This is a genomic window from Chryseosolibacter histidinae (assembly GCF_018598225.1).
Taxonomy (GTDB): Bacteria; Bacteroidota; Bacteroidia; order Cytophagales; family Cyclobacteriaceae; genus Chryseosolibacter; species Chryseosolibacter histidini.
In genome coordinates, this window is the sequence record NZ_JAHESF010000035.1 from 14,670 (window position 1) to 34,783 (window position 20,114).

The 20,114-nt window shown below is 51.0% G+C and carries 6 protein-coding genes; 2 read left to right on the forward strand and 4 right to left on the reverse strand.

Going from position 1 to position 20,114, the window contains the following annotated elements:
* The first annotated feature begins 42 nt into the window (after window positions 1–42).
* Window positions 43–4,599, forward strand: a complete 4,557-nt coding sequence (locus KK083_RS24815) for a YCF48-related protein (RefSeq protein ID WP_254168510.1) — start codon at window positions 43–45, stop codon at window positions 4,597–4,599.
* 62 nt (window positions 4,600–4,661) lie between these two features.
* Window positions 4,662–10,382: a T9SS type A sorting domain-containing protein gene (locus KK083_RS24820; protein WP_254168511.1), complete on the forward strand. Its 5,721-nt coding sequence runs from the start codon at window positions 4,662–4,664 to the stop codon at window positions 10,380–10,382.
* Between the two features lie 18 nt (window positions 10,383–10,400).
* On the opposite strand, the gene KK083_RS24825 is transcribed toward KK083_RS24820, so the two are convergent.
* The 4 genes from KK083_RS24825 to KK083_RS24840 are packed head-to-tail and all read right to left on the reverse strand — an operon-like array spanning window position 10,401 to window position 20,111.
* Complete coding sequence (locus KK083_RS24825; RefSeq protein WP_254168512.1) at window positions 10,401–11,102, reverse strand: hypothetical protein; 702 nt, start codon at window positions 11,100–11,102, stop codon at window positions 10,401–10,403.
* Entirely contained in the window at window positions 11,074–15,807 is a 4,734-nt protein-coding gene (locus tag KK083_RS24830) for an efflux RND transporter permease subunit (protein ID WP_254168513.1), read from the reverse strand. The genes KK083_RS24825 and KK083_RS24830 overlap by 29 nt, the downstream gene beginning before the upstream one ends.
* Entirely contained in the window at window positions 15,800–18,985 is a 3,186-nt protein-coding gene (locus KK083_RS24835) for an efflux RND transporter permease subunit (protein WP_254168514.1), read from the reverse strand. The genes KK083_RS24830 and KK083_RS24835 overlap by 8 nt, the downstream gene beginning before the upstream one ends.
* 19 nt (window positions 18,986–19,004) lie before the next feature.
* On the reverse strand, window positions 19,005–20,111 hold the full coding sequence (locus KK083_RS24840) for an efflux RND transporter periplasmic adaptor subunit (protein WP_254168515.1): 1,107 nt from the start codon (window positions 20,109–20,111) through the stop codon (window positions 19,005–19,007).
* Window positions 20,112–20,114 lie beyond the last annotated feature (3 nt).

Here is a 20,114-nt window from a genome sequence, read left to right on the forward strand (position 1 = left end):
TCCGATTCCCTGGAAATTCTTATCTTTGACATTTGGTTTTTGATGTTTAGAATACCTGCCCTCGCCATTACCTGGCTCTGCCTGACGTTCATTGCAACCGTTGCGCAGACCCCCCTTAAAAATTTCCGTTCTATTTCATTGACTTATGCGCTGGGTGATAAGGTCTTTGCTTGCGCTGATGATGGCAACATCGGCAATGAGCTCTGGGTGTCAGATGGCACACCTGAGGGTACTAAACTGCTGAAAGATTTCAATGTTGGTTATGGAGCTTCCGGCATAAGCAAATTCATTACCTTCAAGGGAAAAGTTTATTTCGGCGCCTATACATCTCAATATCAGTCTGAGCTTTGGTATAGTGATGGTACTACGAGCGGCACCGTAATGGTGGCCGATCTTACGCCTCCCAATGATTATTACGGGGGCACATCGCCACAGCATTTCACGATCTTTCAAAACCATCTGTACTTCACTTCCGCCGATGGCAAACTGTACAAGACAACGGGTGAACAAGGGAACGCAACCGTTGTAGACCAGCTCAGCTATACTGGCCGGATAGCGCATGTTACCTCCGCTGCAGGAAAGCTCTACTACTACAAAGGCAGCGACATTTTATACTGGACCGATGGCACTGCCACCGGTGATTTCGATCTGCCACTGGATATCGAAGACACGTACTTCAAGGGACTCTTCACCACGGGGGGGCAGCTCTTTGCCATGCGGGGCAGCACTTACGACAACCACATCAAGCTCTATGCCCTCAACCATGCCACCAATGTATGGACAAAAGTTTTCGACGTGAAAACGCCCACGTATGGTAATCATGAGATCACCAACTTCACGGCCATGGGCGACAAGCTGTTTTTTACACTCCGCAAAGATTATGACAACGTTGCAGAGACCGAAGAGTTGTGGGTCACCAATGGTACCTTGGCGGGAACATCCATGCTCAGGTCATTTGCCTGGCAGCGGCACATGTCAGAATCCGGTATGGAGAATTTTAAGGTCTTCAACAACGCAGTTTATTTCAGAAGTGGATATCCAACCAAGAGCGCCCTTTGGAAATCGGATGGAACAGTAGCCGGTACAGCCAAAGTGCATGACGTGGAGATCACGCGCCCCTACAATCTTCCCAATGAACCGGTCATTGCCAATGACAGATTGTATTTCGCCGGCACGCCTGTAGAATATGGCGCCCCCAGCCTGTGGTCAACGGATGGAACCACCGAAGGCACAAAGTTTGAAATGGCCCTGTCTACCAATTTGGGCGGCTTGCCTCACTGGTTCTCCAGCAATGGCAGCCTCGTTTATTTCGTCACGGCTGAGCAGTTTGCAGCCACCCTGTGGAGTACAGCGCCCGCCCCGGAGATCAATGTGAAAATAGTCGAAACCGGTCAAACCGTTCCAATCCAGGCATCCGTGCCATTTTATAACACGCCCATAAACGGGTGCAGCTTCAGAACCCTGGAGATTTCGAATGATGGTAAAAAAGCGCTGCCTTTGGGCTCGGTCCAGGTCATCGGAAGCGATTTTGGATTGGAAGGAATCCTTCCGGAAGTGTTGCAGCCGGGAGAAAAAACCAGCATCAAAGTATGGATGCAGCCTGTGAGAGCCGGAAGTACAAGTGGCACTCTCACCATCTACTCCGGCGACGATAATGAAGGTAAGATCGTGATACAGCTTGCCGCCATAGTGAGTGAAACGCAAAAGGGTTTTTGTGATTCGTTTAAAAACAATTTGCTCCGTTACATCAAGGCTTCCGAAGCGGAAAAGCCGATAGCACTATCGAATCGTGCCGTCATGGAACTTCAACCCGAAGGAACTGTCGTCGGTACGTTCTCGATACCCGGAGCGCAGGCAGGCACTGCTTACGCGTTGGTATCAGGTGATGGTGATACCCATAACAAGGAGTTCTCTATTCTGGGCGCCCAGCTGAAAACGAAAAAGAAATTCGTATTCGGTGACAGGGACTATTACACCATCCGGGTAAGGGCCACCCTTCCTGACCAGCAGGTGAAAGAAGCTTTGTTCACCATCGAGATTCAAAACCAGCTCACCGCCTCCATAGAAAAAGATTGTGCGATACAAGGTGAAAGATTGGATTACGGGCTCACCGATATTGCCGTGAATTCAGAAGGTAAACTTTTTGTCATCACGTCGATGGGAGAGATCCATCGGTCCGACGACGATGGTCATTCCTGGGTCGTTACCAGCATGGGATACAACACCCGTTTGTCAAAGATCATCTTTAAAGGTAACGCAGGCTATGTGTTGGGTGATAATGGGATGCTAAAATCCGATGACAACGGCTACAATTGGTCACAACTTTATGTGCCCTTTTCCACAACCAGTGGCGGTTACAGCGCTTTCTTTTTAGACGAGGCCAATGGATATGTCGCGGCCGGAGGAGGCCTTTATTATACAGCCGATGGTGGCAAAACCTGGGAGGTACGCAAGTCTGGCGGTTCATTCAATGACAATTATAACAGCCTCTGGTTTGAAACAAAGGATAAAGGCTTTGCTACTACGGGCTATGACCTTGTCAAAACCACCGATGGTGGCAAAAGCTGGGAGAAGATCAACCTCAGTTCCCTCGGATTTCTGAGTGGCTTTATCGGCGTTCACTTTCTGAATGCAAATGAAGGATTCCTGCTGACCTACTCGGGATTCTTCTATACAAGTAACGGCGGCGCGGCCTGGCAAAAGGTAGAGCTCCAGACCAACGTAAGCCCCCGGCTGGTGAGGTTCATCGACGATAAAAAAGGCTATATGCTCGGATCGGGCATTTTATACAGGACAACAGATGGTGGTAAAAACTGGACCTTGAATTATGTGTCAGGCGAAACAACTACCGGGCTGGTCATTCATAATAACAAATTGTATGCAACGCAGGCCCCTGCAAACTCGTGGTCCGGCAATGGCGGAAGGTCGCTGAGCGTCAGCGCCGACGATGGCAAAACATGGCAACAGTTACAGGCCCTGGGCAATAGTACTCATTACGCCGTTTCGTTCCCGACACCATCAACGGGATTTATCTGTTCGTCTTACCAGAATTTCAAAACCAGTGACGGAGGCATCACCTGGAAGCCTGTCAGCTGGACCACGCAGGTTGGCACCGCGCAGTTCCTCGATGAAACAACCGCTTTGTTTTCGGATAACAAAAGCATCTACCGCTCTACCGATGGAGGAGAAACCATCACCGAGGTCTTTACACCGGTTGTCGATTATAACGATTATAAGCCGCTGGGCGAGTTGTATGCGGCTACCCGGGACCTTGTCTTCACGTATAACTATGGCTCGTCGATCTATCGCAGCACCGACGCCGGACTCACATGGACCTACATGCCTTTCGGCGAATCGATCACCATCATAGACATGTATTTCCTCTCTGCTGATCTTGGATTCGTCATGGACTTGTTCGGATCTGTGTACAAGACAACCGATCGCGGCGTAAGCTGGACCAGGGTCTATACCCGCGATCCGCTGTCAAGCATCGTATTCAGGTCGATATGCTTTGTGAACGAACAGACCGGATACAAGGGCGGAAAAAATTTCAGCAAAACTACCGATGGTGGCGTTACCTGGCAGAACATCTTCGTGCAGTTCAATGGCGAAATTCAGGAATTGAATTTTATGACCGAGCAGCATGGCTACGTTATCGTCAACTCCGGCTCATTGTATGAGACAACGGATGGCGGTGCAACCTGGGAACAGTTGTATTTGTGGGGCGCGGAGCAACCCACCGCCGTGGATTTCCGGGATGACAATATTTACCTCGTAGGCGAGGAGGGATACGTGGCACGATACGAGAACAAACGTGCCAAACCCCTGCGCCCCGGATACATCTCCGGAAGAGAGGTTGTTTGCGCCGGCGATGTTCAGACCTATTCGCTGCCGGTCAATTATGGTGGAAACTATTCCTGGGATATCCCCGGGCTACCGGTAAAGGATAGCCCTTCATCTGTAGAGCTCTATTTTAAGAACGCCGGTGATTATACACTGAACGTTAGATCTTACAATGAGTGTGGTGCAAGCGAAACCAGAACCCTGACCGTGAAAGTCGAAGACATCGACGCGCCGGTGATCATGGGCGAAACAACCGTAGCAGCCAACTCCGAGCAAATATATGCCATCGAAAACCGTGATGCAGATAATCTTTACGCGTGGTCGATTGACAAGAGCACAAGTTATACAGTCGATGACCAGAACGATCAGGTTTCCGTAAAGTGGCCCAAAGCGGAAGTAGAAACACAGGGAACTATTCGGGTATTTGCCACCAACACCCGCAGCGGATGCCGGAAACGTGGCGACGATGTCACCGTGAATGTATTGGTTATGGTGGGCGTCGAACAGAACCTTGCCGAAGCTATCTCGGTGTATCCCAATCCTGCTGACAATGTGATCAACATCGAGTCCAGCACGCTTCCGTTACATATGGCTGAACTGCACGACCTCAACGGAAAAGTGATCTTCAGAAGGGCACTGCAGCCCTTCCGTGGCGATGATCGGATCAACGTTGCCCAGTTGCCTCAGGGATTGTATGTGCTGAAACTGTACGGCCAGGATAATATCGTGATCACCAAAAAAATCGTAAAACAATAAATCGGATATGAGAAGAGCACCTGTTCCCGGGTCGCAGATCTCATGTCTCAAATCTAGAATTGATGAAGAGAATTTTACTCCTGACCGGTATATCGTTATTGATGAATGTGCAATATGCAACGGCACAGAATTTTTCAGCTACCCCCATCAGCTTCAGCAACCTTGGCTCAGTCTGGGGAGGCCTCGAGTGGGTGGATCTTGACGGAGACGGAGACCTCGATGCCGTGACAGCGAACTGGGTTGACAAAGTCAAAACGTTTAAAAATGACAATGGTACGCTCATACCGATGGGTGTGGGATTGGGAAATCAACCCTTCAGCTATAACGATCAGCTCAGACTGGTCGACTTTGATCACAATGGTTACATGGACGTGCTTTTATCCGGTGGAGGTAAGGTCCACGCCCTGCTCAACCAGGGCAATTTCGATTTTGTTCTGCAGCCAACGGGAATAGATTTCGTTTCCACCAGGTCAACACCCCTGGATTGCATCGATATCGACGCAGACGCAGACCTTGACATCATCCTGGACGGCAAGATATTCCTGAATACAAACGGCACATTTGCTGAATCGATCGTCGCATTTCCGGAGATCAGTAAATACATATGGGGCGATATCAACAACGATGGCATTGTCGACCTGATAGACGTCAACTATAACACCCTCGTCCCGTACATCGGCCAGGGCAATGGTGTTTTTACCAAAGGCACAGAATTCGGCAGCATCCGGAACGATGGCACCTTCTTTCTCGTCGATGCGGATGGAGACGGAGACCTTGACATACAGGTATCCGAATCGAATTATACAAGATCCATTTTCCGCAATAGCTTCAAACAAAATGGGAAAGCGGAATTCGAGCGTGCCTATACCTTCCCGGTATCGGGCGGCATTGCAACGGTGTCACCAGGCGACGTCAACAGCGACGGACTGGTAGATTTCGTCATATACGGGCTTTCCAACATTAACAATACCACGATGGTATTGTTAAATACCTCTTCGGGAGGTCAGATGTCCTTCACTACCGGCAACTTTATGCTGGCGGCAGCGTTAGCGTCGAATCCCAAATTTGTAGATTTTGACAGTGACGGCGACCTCGACATCCACCTCAGCACATCGAACCCTTCGGGTGTGGGGGGCATTCATAAAATTTATGTGAATGAACAGGCTTCACCCACCACCCCGGCCCCGGAGGTACCGGCAAACCCGCAGACCATCAGTGGCGACGACGTGACCCTGAAATGGGATGTTGCACCCCATACATTTTATTCCATAGAGATCGAGCGGAACGGCGTCACAACCTTACCTTCCTCATCGATGGATGATGGAACGCTGATGATCCCATTTCCGGCACAGTCCGCCGTGATCGCTGAGCACAAGCTGAAAAACCTCCCCGCGGGAAATTACCGGTGGCGGGTACAGGCCGTCGATTATGCTTCGCACGCTTCGGCCTTTACAGCTTACCAGGATTTTACCGTCGACGCGGGGCCGCTCATCATGCTGAGCAGCAATAATTTTACCGAGGTAAATTTGTCATACCAGCAGGTCGGCATCTTTACAGGCTTTGCCATCTATAGGCGATCTACGAAGGAGCCATGGAAAAAACTTTATGAAGTACCCATGACGATGACGTCATTCGTTGACAACACCCTTGTTTTGAACGAGACCTATGAATATTGCGTCAGGTCAGTCAACGGAACATCATACTCTGCGCCAAGCATAGTTCTCAGTCATTACGCGGGACAGTTCAAAGAAGCCGCCTTTGCCAGAAGAAATCCAAACATCATCGTGGGAGGCGGTGGTGTGGCTGATATCGACTCAGACGGTGATTACGATCTTCAGGTTATCGGGCGCGTCGATTCAAAGAACGAAACTGCCATGGACAACGATGGAACCGGTAATTTTTCAATGAAATCGTACTTGCCGAATACGGGAACGGATTGGGACAAAGCGTACAGCGGATTGCTTTTCATGGGCGATATGGACAGCGATGGCGACATCGATATGTGTGTCCGGACAGGAGATACCTGGGGCATGAAGATCCAGGTGCTCTCCAACAACGGCGGCGTCTTTTCAAAATCGTATGAATCATCTGCCATCAACTACATGTACGATTATGAGTTGAAAGATTTTAACAACGATGGTTTGATCGATATCTTTTTTGGTGCGGCTGTCTCGAGCGGTAGTGGATACTACTATAAATTTTTGATCCAGAAACGCGACGGCAGTTTCAGCAGCGAAACACTTTCCATTGCGCCGGAGCTCTCCGTGGGACGATGGTTTAAAACCGTAGACATCAACAATGATGGCTTCCTCGACCTTTTTTTTGGCGGAACGGATTATCCCAGCACTAAAGCCATGCTGGCCATCAGCCTGAATGGCCGTGCGTTCCAGGTAAAAGAAACCACGATCTTTTCTTATGCTGATATCATCTTCCAGGACCTCAATGCTGATGGCTTCCTGGACCTGATGTACAAGCACGCCGACAGCAGACTGGTGATGCACCTTGGGCAGGGTAACGAAGTTTTCGGAGACCCTGTCTTTTTCAGAGCATTCTACCTCAATGAAACAAGGCTCGCATCGGCTGACCTCGACTTCAACGGCTGGCCGGAGCTTATCCTTTACGATGGCTATAACATAGGTGTCATGCAAAACAATGGCAACGGAGCTTTTGAAGTTGCGCCCTATAAATTCCCCGGCAGGTGGGGCACGTATGTTCACCTGTTGGATCTTGAAAACGATGGTGACGTCGACATTGTGAGAATGGCTAACGATGATCAGCATCAGGGATTGAGCAGTGTGTACACCAATCAGTGGAAATCAGGTCTTCGAACCAACACACCGCCCACGGCACCCGGCGCTGTGACATCTACGATCGGAAATGGCACGGTGAAGATCCAATGGCAGCCATCCACAGATAATACCACACCGTCAAAGCTTATCAGCTATAACGTGCTGATCGTTGATGCCAATGGTAAATCCTGGGTACATCCAGGCACCAACGCATCAGGTACATGGCGAAATGTTACCGGCCAGGGGAACGCGGGAAACCGGTTGTTCTTTTTCGTCAACGAGCTCCCGGCGGGAACTTATACCGCGAAGGTTCAGGCGCTTGATGCATCGTTTGCGTCATCGGGATGGTCTGAACCACACTCCTTTACCATTGCGGCAGGACCCACCGGTCTTACCGTTGAGCGTATATTGCTGAACAAAGTAAAGCTTCGCTGGACAGCCGGTACATCCGGTGCCGATCACGTGATCGTGGAACGGAAAACACCTTCTACCGACTATGAGTTGGTTGCCGATCTGAGCGCAGGATCCCTTGAATATACCGACACAGAATTAAAATATAATCAGCTCTTTACCTATCGTGTTAGGGAGCTCGTTGGCGGCGCTCCTACGACACATTCCAACACCGTAACATGGAATACGGCGTTGTGGGAGATCAAGGATACCGCCCTTCCGAATGTCGATCACGCAATGGATGTGGGTGATTTCAACGCCGACGGCCGTATGGACCTCCTGCTGACAGGATACTATTCTGACGGGAACAATACTACCCGCGTGAAGGCCGCCTATGCCAATACCGAAAGCGGTTTTGTGGCCACAAACTTTGGTAATCTAAGCCAACCCTCGTCCGTCTCCGCATTTTTTGAGGACCTTAATATGGACGGTGCCTTGGATATCTATGAGCACGGGTGGAACAACGGATATCAAACGAACCTCTATACCCACAACGGTGCCGCGTTCAACGCATTCACTAACATCGTGGACTCAGATAACCTGGAGATTCTGTCAGGCATAGACTATGACATGGACAACGACCTGGATCTTTACGTGGCAGCAAAACCATATAATGGATACCCCTCGGCAAAAATGCTTCAGAATACGGGCAGCAGTTATCAGTCTGTTACTGCCCTCGCCAGTAATTGTCAGGGATATTATTGCACATACCAGGGGGTGGCAGGAGATTTTGATCGCGATGGCGATGAGGATATCATTACCGGCTATGCAAGTGGTTTCAGTTTGTCTCTGAATACACCTAAAGGTTTTCAGGCCACCAACATTACATTCGGTACTACAGCACAGGGTTATGTAAGCGTCCTCGATTTTAATGGAGATGGATGGCTCGACGTGCTGTTCCTGACCAGCGATGGCTATTATTATAAATCAAAACTTTATAAAAATCTGGGCTTGAGCGCGTCGCAAATGCTTCAATTTGAAGAAGTGAAAGTTACCTTGCCGGCAGGATCGAACGCTATTATTCCCAATAACGCTGCTGACTTCGACAACGATGGAGACCTCGACCTCATTTTCGCAGGCCCGGAGATCACCATGCTATTGAACAATAATAACGGTGGCTTTGAAACAGCTACTGTTCCGAATTTCAGGGTCTCCGGAAAATCAAAAAGCATCGATTATGACAATGATGGAGACCTCGATATCATCTTCACCGGTTTCATGTCTGAAAATTACAATTCACTGTATTCAACAACAGCGAAAGTATTGGAGAACAAGCTGATCGATGGAGGCAAGGGAATTTCAAATAACGCTCCTGCTGCGCCAACAAACTTACGGTTCTATCAGACAGCAGAAGGTTTGCACCTGGAATGGGATGCGCCACAGGATGACCATACGCCGTCGTCGGCATTGACCTACGATGTCGTATTTTATAAAGGAGGTGTGCCGGTTTATAAAAATTACCTCGACCCGTCTACCGGTGCGCGAAAGAAACTTGCCGCAGGACGTTCCGTGAACAAGCTGTTGCTCAACAACATCGTGAACGGTGACTATGAATGGAAAGTACAGGCTGTAGACCAAAACTACCTTGCATCAGCATTCTCTGATGTGAAGACATTCAATATGCTTCCGCCACCACCCGGTGTGAAAGACACCATCATCTACCGTTGCAACCGCACCGTAACATTAACCGCGAAGGGGCAGAACATACAATGGTATAGCGATGTGAACGCTACAAACCTGCTCGCCACCGGAACCTTTAGTCCTGCCTCATCGCAAAAAGTTTACGTTACACAGACCATAGGCGGTGTAAGGGGCGTGGCGGCTGAAGTGAACATTACCATCATTGAACGGCCAGGCAAGCCTGAGCTTGTTCAGGCAAGCCCGGTGTATTATTGCAATTCTGTTAGTAACAGTACCATCTACCTGATGGCGAAAGGAGAGAATTTATCGTGGTTTTCCGATAGTAACCTGCTGACAAAGGTTGGCACCGGTGGCTATTACTATGCACCAGCAAAGCCTGCCAGGTATTTTATTACGCAAAGTTTCCAGCAATGTCAAAGCCTGCCTGCTGAGCTTGCCATAGACAGCATCGGTATCGACTCAAGGTTAGTGCTTGAGCAGGACCGGATGCGGGTCATGGAAGAAAAAGCAGATCACTACGTCTGGTATCGGAATGGAGCTGCCATTGCATCAGGGCCATCCAATTCAATACCCTTCGATGGTACAACCGGGCAGTATCGGGCAATTATTTATAAACGTGGCTGTTATGAAGGGTCAGGCATATTCCTTGTAACGGGCGTCGAAGAAGAAACACAGGATCAGATCAGCATCTATCCAAACCCGGCCACGCATGAAACAACCATCCGACTCACATCGGGTGCTCACCTGCAGATCTATAGTGGAGAGGGCAGGTTGGTTTACACCCGGGAAAGTTCGTCGGAGAAGGAGTTGCGATTGTCGGTTTCAACGTGGCAGAAAGGGATTTATGCCGTTGTAATAAGTGACAGTAACAGATCCTATGTGCGGAAACTGGTGATCCGCTGATTACACGTCCTGACGTCCTCAAACAAACTTTTCCCTGAACTGGAGATTGAACATCCCATACAGAAGACAAAGCATGCTCAGGATCATGAGGTATAGCCTGTTCTTGTAAATGATGGTCAGCCAGATAAATTCGCTCATCTGGCGCGGTTCCGAGAAAGGATTAAGAAAGACGTTGTAGGTGCTGTACTCCAGCTCTTCGGCAAAAATGAAAAATATGAACGATATGATCACGATGACAATAGCAGTTCCATTGCCATTCCTGATCAGCGTAGACAACGCAAAGCCTAACGAAGAAAGAAAAGTGATGGGAAAGAGCACCTGGCCGAGCATCGGCAGAATACTGAACCGGTACAGCGTGAGGTTAGCGAGGCTGGCGAGAATGATCAGGATAACCGCAGCGACCCCGATCGTCAGGATGAAGCGCACCAGCCATACCTTGTACCGGTAGTTGGGAATGCCAAAAATTGTTTCAAGCATTTTGGAATCATCGTCGTTCTGAATACCATACGCCATCGGGTAGAAGATAAGCAACAGCCCCGGGAAAACCAGGAAGCCATAGATCACCGCTTCGTCGAAGTCCGGATCGTCCAGGATGGTAAGCAGGATGATGAAGGCGAAGAACAAAAACGCCGCCACCACAAAGTAAACGAACTTGTTCCCGAAAATCACCTTGATGTTATAGATCATCAGCTTATACAACAGCAGCAGATAGCTCTTCATTTTTTTTCCTTGATTTACTTTTCATCAACCATAAATAGGCATCCTCCAGATTCGCGCGTACCGGAACGGCATCGAACCGGGGCAGCTCGTCTGATAAACACTTTACCCGTATAAGGTCACCTTCCCGCATGTGGTGAACAATGAGATAATTCTCTTTTTCAACCTCGAACTCGTCAGGTGTTAAATGGAATTCCCACACTTTTTCATTGGCCAGCTCCGCCATGGTCGTGGGGCTACCGATGTATTCGATGTTGCCGGAGATGAGTACCGCCAGCTTGTTGCAGCTGCTCGCGATGTCTTCGATGATGTGGGTGGAGAACACCACAATCCGTTCGCGGCTGAGCTCTACCAGCAGGTTCCGGAAACGGATCCGCTCCAACGGATCGAGGCCCGCCGTCGGCTCATCTACCACCAGTATCTTCGGAAGGTGAAGCAGGATCTGCGCAATACCGATCCGCTGTTTCATACCACCCGAGAACGAGCCGATCTTTTTGTGCTGATGCTCGTCCATGTGCACAGCCTTCAGTACATATTGTACCCGTTCTTTCCGCTCGTCTTTGTTGGAGATCTTTCGCAGGATCGCCTGGTAATCCAGGAACTCGTAGGGAGTCATGTTCTCGTACGTGCCAAAAGCCTGGGGAAGGTACCCGATGAGACCTTGCAGCTCTTCCCTGCGCAAGGCCGTGTCGTGGCCATTGATCCAGATCTTGCCGTAGCTCTGGTCCAGGATGCCGCAAAGGATCCGCATGAGCGTGGTTTTGCCGGCGCCGTTCGGTCCTAACAATCCGAACATGCCTTGTTCGATCGTGAGGCTCACGCCCTTGAGCGCTTTGAACTCCGCCTTCTTCGGTCTTACATAAGGAATGGAAAGCAATAGCCGGTAATAGATCCGCCTGATCTTCCTGAACCTGCCGGTGGTGACATGAACATCTACAGCGCGTTCCTTTAGTTTTTTCGATACACGCACAAGGAACAGTCCTGTAAACCACAGGAAGATGAGAATGATGCCGATGGCTTTCACCTGCACGCTGTTGTACAGGAACACAGCGCTGAAGATTGGAAATCCCCAGTACAGCAAAGTGTTACAGATCTTTAACAGTTTTCGCCTGCGGGGTAATACCTGCGTTACATTGCCGAGCACTGACAGCAGCAGCACGTGCAGCAGCACCATAAAGAACAATTGCCAGAATGCCTTCTCCAGGTGGAAGTAGATGAAATAGATCAGGAAGCCAGCCAACGCACCCTGCCAGATCAGGTCTTGTAAAACCATACGGGTGGTCACAGGCTCTTCTCCGCGCGCATCGAATAGATTTTTGTTGCCTTTCCATTCTCTGATCCATCGTTTGTCTCTGCCATACACTTTCGTGAGCCTTTGGATCTCGATGTGCATGGCCTCGCCGGGTGCAACCATTTTAGCGTTGGCCTGGCGCAGCGACGACATGATGAAGTGTGTGCCGCCGGGGATCAAAATGACCGCTGCGAAGAATGCGATCATTTGTAAAAGCAGTCCTTCGATCCGTAACGATATAAAAGCGCCCGCAACGATCATCATCACGATCTGCGCAGCTTTGATGCCGGGCTTCAGGTGCCTGAACCAGTGAAGCACACTTTCCAGGCCGGCGCTCATGGTCGGAATGTAGAACAGCGTGAGCATGGTGGCAAAGCCGAGTCCGCCCATCACGGTAACGGCAAAAGGCTGGCCGATGCTCACAACATATTCCGCTTCCCCGAGGGCCAGTGGCAGCATCGCGATGATGGTGGCAATGGAGGTGATCAGGATCGGCCGGATCCGGGAGATGCCGCTCATCATCAGCGCACGGTATTTTGTATAACCCTGCCTTCTCAGCACGCGTGAGTAGTCGATGAGAATGATCCCATTGTTCACTACCACGCCGAGCAGGATCAGGAACCCGATCAGTGTATTGGTGCTGAGCAGCGAGTTACCGGTGAGGGTAAGGCCAAGCACCGCGCCGATGGCAGCAAGCGGAATGGCGAACATGATCACGATCGGCAGGTACAGCGATTCGAACACCGCGGCGAGGATCATAAAGATGATCACGATCGCGGCAAAAATGAAGAAGTAGAAATCATCATACAGGCCCTCATCGCGAACCACCTGCACCACGATACCCGATGGAATATTGACACCCGCCACGATCTGGTCGATCTCGAGCCGCGAGGCTTCCCGCAGCGATTCTGATTTCAATACCTCGTCGATGAAGTGGTAGGTGATTTGGATGCGTTTTTCCTGGTCAGCCCGGGTAATGGTGCTTTCGCCGGAGGAGTAGAGCGCCGTTCCGATATCAGAGAAGGTGTGCGTTGCGCCTGTGGTGCTGGTAACAGGCATCTCCCGCAGGTCGCGCATTTCCTTGGCCCTGTTCGTCACCTGGTTTTGTGTGCGGATGGTGATCTCGTATTGCTCGCCGCCGCTGATAAAATTGGAGCCCGATGTGAACGAAGGCTGAAAATCGTTGAGCGCCACCGCTACATTTTGCAGGGTGATGTGGTAGTCGCTCATCTGTTTTTGGTCGAATACCAGATGTGCCTCGGGACGCTCCGGGCTGAGGTTGACCGAGCTCTGCCCAACAGCCTGAAGGCCGCTCACCATCGTATTGATGTCATGGGCGATCGTCTGCATCAGCTCGAAGTCCTGACCTTTGATCACAATCCGTTCGGAGGCAGTGCCAATGCCCAGCATGCGCTGAAAGTCTTCCTCGGCAGAGCTTCCGCCACCACCTTCACCACCGTTTTGCCTCGGCGGTCTCTCCAACGAAATATTGACGTCGTCGAAATTTTTAGAGATGCCCGAAAGCCGGTTTCGCACATCACTGACAGAGATCGTATCCAGGTCGTTGAATCCCTCAACAAGTTGAACGCTGATCACCGCATCACCTTCCGAGATCTGGCTGATCACTTTTTCAATGACGGGGATCTCCATCACTTTTTCTTCGATCTTTCTGATCCGCAGATCCGTGGATTCAAGCGTGCTGCCCTGGGGCATGGTCACGAACATGTTCAGCTCCGTGGTTTCCACCGCCGTGGGACTCGACAGGCTCACCACCAACCCGAGCGCGATCGTTACAAAGAACAGCACCAATCCGCCCACAACCGTGAACATAGGCCGCCTGAAACAGGATTTCAGCAGTACCATATACATCTGGATCACGCGCTGACGGATCGAAGCATTCCTGATCAGCGGTGCGCTCCGTTCGTCTTCTTTGCGGATGGCGGTGTCGGCCAGCATGGGGATCAGCACCAGGGCAACCACGAGTGAAACAAGCAGCGTCGATATGATCGAGACGCCGATATGCGTACCGATAAGTGTGATGAGAAAATTGGAAGAAAAGATAAAGGGCAGGAATACCGTTACCGTGCAAAGGGTTGCCGCAATGACCGGGCGCATTACCTCACGCGTTCCTTTTACAACAGCTTCTTCGCGCCTGGTTTTGTTCACAACGTGGCGGTAAATATTTTCAATTACCACAACACTGTTGTCCATCAGCATGCCGATCGCCAGGGCCATTCCGATCAGCGTAAGGCTGTTGATGGAAATGTTATAAGCGTAGAAGAAATTAAACGCCGTATACACAGAGATGGGAATGGCAAGAGCCACACTGAGGATAAACCGCATCCGCCGCAGAAAGACCCATAGCACAAAGATCGCCAGCAGTCCGCCGGTCATGGCCAGGTGTTTGATCTCGTCAATATTCCTGGACATCATATCAGCCTGGTTGTTCTGTACAATGACCTTCACGTCCATGGCCTCGAGATCTTTGTTGATCGCTTCGATGGCGTCAAGCGTTCTTTCCGATAGTGCGATCAGGTTTGCCTGCGGATCTTTCGACACCCGGATGGAGACGGCATCCTTTCCATTCACGCGGCTGAGGGAGGTCTGCTCTTTTACGCCGAAGAAGACGTCGGCCACATCGCTCAGCAGAAGTGGTCCTTTCTCGGAAACCACAAGGCTTTGAATGTGCTTGATATCTTTCAGCTCTGCCGTAACGTTCACAAAAACTTTCCGGCCATCCATTTCTACCTGCCCCGCAAAAGCGCTCTTGTTCGAGTTGCGCGAGAGCACGTTGCTGATCGTGTTGGGCGTAATGCCATTGGCCTCGCACACCGCATCGTTCATGATGATCTCCACGGTCTTTTGACGGCCGCCAAAAACTTCCACGCCACCCACACCATCTACGTCGCTCAGCCGGTCCGTGATATATTGATCGGCTATGTTCCGCACACGGTCTGCACCACCGCTGCCAAGCACCTGCAGGTCCATAAAGCCATTCGAGAACTCTTCTGTATCGATCTTGATGATGTTGACGATGAACTCCGGCGTGAGGCTCGACTTGATGGCACCCACCTTCTGTTCCAGCTTGAGGTAAGCATATTTGATGTTCACCCCTTGTTGAAAGGAGATGAAGATCAGGCCCTGCCGGCTATCGGCATTCGCCGTGATCTCCGCCACACCCTCCAGCGTACTGATGGTGCTCTCCAGCGGCACGATCGCCTTGCGTTCCATGTACCGGGGATCGACTTCCGATACGGGCCTCACATGTACGATCAGCACCGGCAGCTCCACGTTCGGAAAAAGCTCCACAGGAAGTTTGGTATAGGAGATATACCCCATGAAGGTGAGCCCGATGAACAACATCGATACGAGGACCTTCCTCCTGATGATCGTTTGTAGTAAACCGTTGTTATCCATGTGAAACTTCGATTTTCACTTCTTTCTTCCGGCTGATCCGGGCGATGACGTTTTCAATGCTCTCGTAGTAGCAGGGTATGATGATCAGCGTCAGCAGCGTTGACGTTACCAATCCGCCGATCACGGCAATGGCAATGGGTGCCCGTAACGCTGCACTCTCGCCAAAGCCCAACGTCAGCGGAAGGATCCCGAGGATCGTGGTCATGCTTGTCATCATAATGGGCCTGAGCCTGCGCTCGCCGGCGTCCAGTATCGCCTCCCGCAGGGCCATACCGTTCTGCCGGTTCTGGTTGATGCAGTCAATGATCATAATGGAGTTGTTCACTGCAATGCCACCCAGCAGAATGATGCCGATATAGCCCATCATGTTCAGGGGCATGCCCAGGATAAAGAAGGCCAGGATCGCGCCAACAGCCGCCAGCGGTATCGTTAACAAGATGGTGAACGGATGCAGCAGCGACTCGAATTGAGAGGCAAGCACCATATACACCAGCACGATGGACAGTACGAGCGCGAACGTCAGGTTCTTCACGGATTCCTGGCGCCGCAATTCCTGGCCTGCAACCTTGATCTTATACTGTGGCGGCACCGTTAATTTTGCAAGCGCGGTTTCAACCGACTTCACCACCTTGTCGTACGGCTCGTCCTGGTTCACGCGGGCGCCAATGGACACCGTCCTGGTTTGGTTTTTTCTGTGGATCGCGTTGCTGGCATATTCCACATGCACCGTCGAGATCTCACTGAGTGGAAATTCGCGTTGCCCGCTTTTGATGCGCATGTTTTCCAGTCCGGCCAGCGTAACACCGGGAACTCTGATCTTGATATCCTGGATCTCGCCACCACGCTCGATCGTGCCAGCGGGTTTGCCTTCCAGCTGATCCCTGATCTGAACGATCACATCATCGATCGACAAATTGAACAACCCGGCCCTGTACTTGTCAACATCAACCTTGATCTGGGGCACACCTTCTTCGAGATCAGACACCGGATCGAAAACATATTCGTTGGCAGCCATGATGTGCATCACCGAATCGGAGAGGGGCCTCAGCTTGTCAAAGTCAGCGCCGCTCAGCTCCACCACCAGCGGCATCTCTTCGTCGCCCATCACAGAATACAGGGCGCTTTCGTCATTGGCGAATGTGGCTTCAACGCCGGGCAGTGCTTCGAAGTAGGTGGACAGCTTGGACATGACCGGTGCTATATCGAGCTCGATGTCTTCCCGGAAGATGAGCTTCAGTGTTGCCTGGTTCTCATGATAAACGTTTTCATTCGTGATGCCCGACTGGCTTTGCTGGGCGCCGATGTGTGAATATATTTTATCGAGCTGTCCCTCGAACAGCTGCAGAAGCTGCCCTTCGATCTGGCTCACGGTGGCGGAAGTCCTGGGGAGCGGCGTGCCGTTGGTCAGGGTCACATCCACTGAAATGGCGCGTGTATCCGACTGCGGCATGTACTCGCTGCCGATGACCGGTACCAGCAGCGCTGCACCGAAGATCATGGCAAACGACGCCACGATCAGGGCCGTTTTGTGATTCAGACCTTTTTCCAATAAAGTCCGGTAAGATTTGAATCGTACCTGCTTTTCTTCCGAAAACACGTTCTTTTCTCTGGCAAACACTTTGTCCTTCCGGAAGAACTGCGCGAAGAGCATCGGGATCACCAGAAGGGCTACGAAGAGCGAAGCGATCTGGGAGAAAGCAACCGTCCACGCCTGGTCTTTAAAGAGCTCTCCTGAGGGCCCTTGCAAATAAACGATCGGCAAAAACACAACAATACAGGTAAGCGTCGAGGCGGTGATTGCACCACTTACTTCGCTCGTTCCTTCCACGGCCGCATCGACCACACTCATGCCTTCCTCGCGTTTCCGGAAGATATTCTCCACCACTACGATGGCAATGTCCACCAGCATGCCGGCGCTCAGGGCAAGCCCGCCAAGGGTCATCACGTTCAGCGTGAGGCCATTGAAGTACATCAGGTTGAACGTGGCAATGATCGAGATCGGGATCACAATGCTGATGATGAGCGTGGAGCCGATCCTTCGCAGGAAGAGGAACAACACGATCACCGCGAACAGGATGCCGTAGAGACCTGATTCCTTCACTTCGTCGATGGCCCCCTGGATAAACCGCCCCTGGTTCTGAATGACCACAAACTCGTAACCCGGAACAGTCTTCTTCAACCGCTCGAGTGAGGTCATCAGCTCGTTGACCGCATTCACCGTGTTGTAGTTTGTTTCTTTATAGATGGACATCCCTATGCTTCGCCGCTGATTAACCCTCACGATACTGCTCGCTTCTTTATCCAGCAATTTGATCGTGGCCACCTCACGAAGCAGCACAGGCACCTGGTCCGAAGAAGATGTTGTGTTGGCTGGTGCCGCCAGGGTTGATGTTAAAGCAGGTGTTTCAGGATTGGCCACTGTATTGCCGCGGCTCGTATAACCCACCACCAGTGCCTCGAGGTCTTCAGGTTTTTCAATGATGCCCAAACCTTTGATCACATACTTCCGGCCCAGCTCCTCGATAAATCCGCCGGAGACGCTCCGGTTATAGTTCTGGATCTTGGTGACGAGGTCATTCACCGTCAAACCGAAAGAGGCCAGCAGGTCCGGGTCGGTTTCCAGCACCACTTCTTTCTCCTGTTCACCCGACAGGCGAACTTCCGCTATTCCGGGCAGTTTGATGAATTCGTTCCTGAAGTTGTTCTCTGCGATCCGTCGCAGCGCTTCTGTATCGTTGGAGGCCGGATTATAGATGCCCAGCGTCATTACAGGCGCTGCATTGGGATCGAATTGTGTGATCACAAACTCGTCTACCTCGTCGTTGAGTGAAAACGATGAGAGCGATTTCTGCAGGTCGAGAAACGCCTCGTCCATATCCTTGCTCCAGTCATACTGCACCGTAACACGGCCATAGCCCGTCTGGCTCACCGAGCTTACTTCCACAGCCCCGCTCTGTCGGATCGCAATGGATTCAATCGATTCGATGAATTGTTTTTCAACTTCCGACGGCGGTTTGATGCCCACCTTCAGCTCAACGAAGAGGGTGGGGTTCTTCATTTCCGGAACCAGCTCAATGCCAAGTTTCCCGAATGAAATGGATCCCAGTAAAATGACAGCCAGCACCATCATCAGGATCGACACCGGGTAAGAAACGGCCAGCGAGACTATCTTCTTCACAGGATGCGTTGTTTAAATGTTATTGAATGATGCTCACTTTCGATTTGTTCCGCAGCGTTTCAAACCCGGAGACCACGAGCCTGTCGTTGACCTTCAGACCGCTGACAACTTCCACTACATCGATGCTCTCGAGGCCCGTGGTGATCTTCTTTTCCGTAGCAATGCCGTTCTCCACCGTAAACACTACCTTGCCGTCTTGCCGCGAGATCACCGTCTCTTTAGGGATGACGATCGTGCCTTCACGTTTTTCAGAAAGGATAAAGGCTTTGATGAACATGCCGGGGCGCAGCAATTTTTTTCCGTTATCGATCTGAAGAACACTTTGAAACGTCCGGGTGTCTGCGTTGATCACCGGGGAGATCTGGCTGATCTTTCCGTAGATGGTATCCTTTTTGGCCACATTGTAGTTGGCGATCTGCACCGTTTGGTCCATGGTAACCTCAGGCAAATGTTTCTCCGGAAGTTTCACATCCATCAGCAGCTTGTCGTATTGCATCACCTTCAGCATGGTTTGTCCCTGGTCGACCCTGACACCATCCGTGTGATACGGTAACTCTACGATCACACCATCAAACGGGGCTTTCACCGACATCTTCGCCTGCTGGATCTCGGCATTCTCGTACGCGTACCTGGCGGTGACGTGGTCCATGGAAGATTTTTTCAATTCCGTGAGCGTAACACCGCCCTTATCGTACAGCGATTGTTGCTTTTTCAGATTATTGTCGGCCAGCTCCAGGTTCAGTTTTTTGCTTTCAACCTGCAGGTTGTTCTGAAATTCCCGGTCCTCGATCCGGATCACCACCTGGCCCGCCTTTACTGCATCGCCAAGCGCGAAGGGTCTTCCCGTGGCAGGATTGCGCTGCAAATTGTAAATGCCACCGAGCTCTGATTTCAATACACCTTCTTTGAAAGAGTAAACCGTGCCCGTGGTCTCAATGAACCGCGAGATGCTCTGCGGTTTGATGCTCACCACCGATACGGGGATCTTTATTTCGGTTTTGATGTCCGAGTTGTCGGGGTTACAGGAACAGATGCCGATGAGCACCAGGAGTGAAAGCATGTTCCGGCCAGAAGGAGAGGCTGTACCTTTTTTGAGCTTATTCATGATGTGTAGTGTTGTTTTCATTGC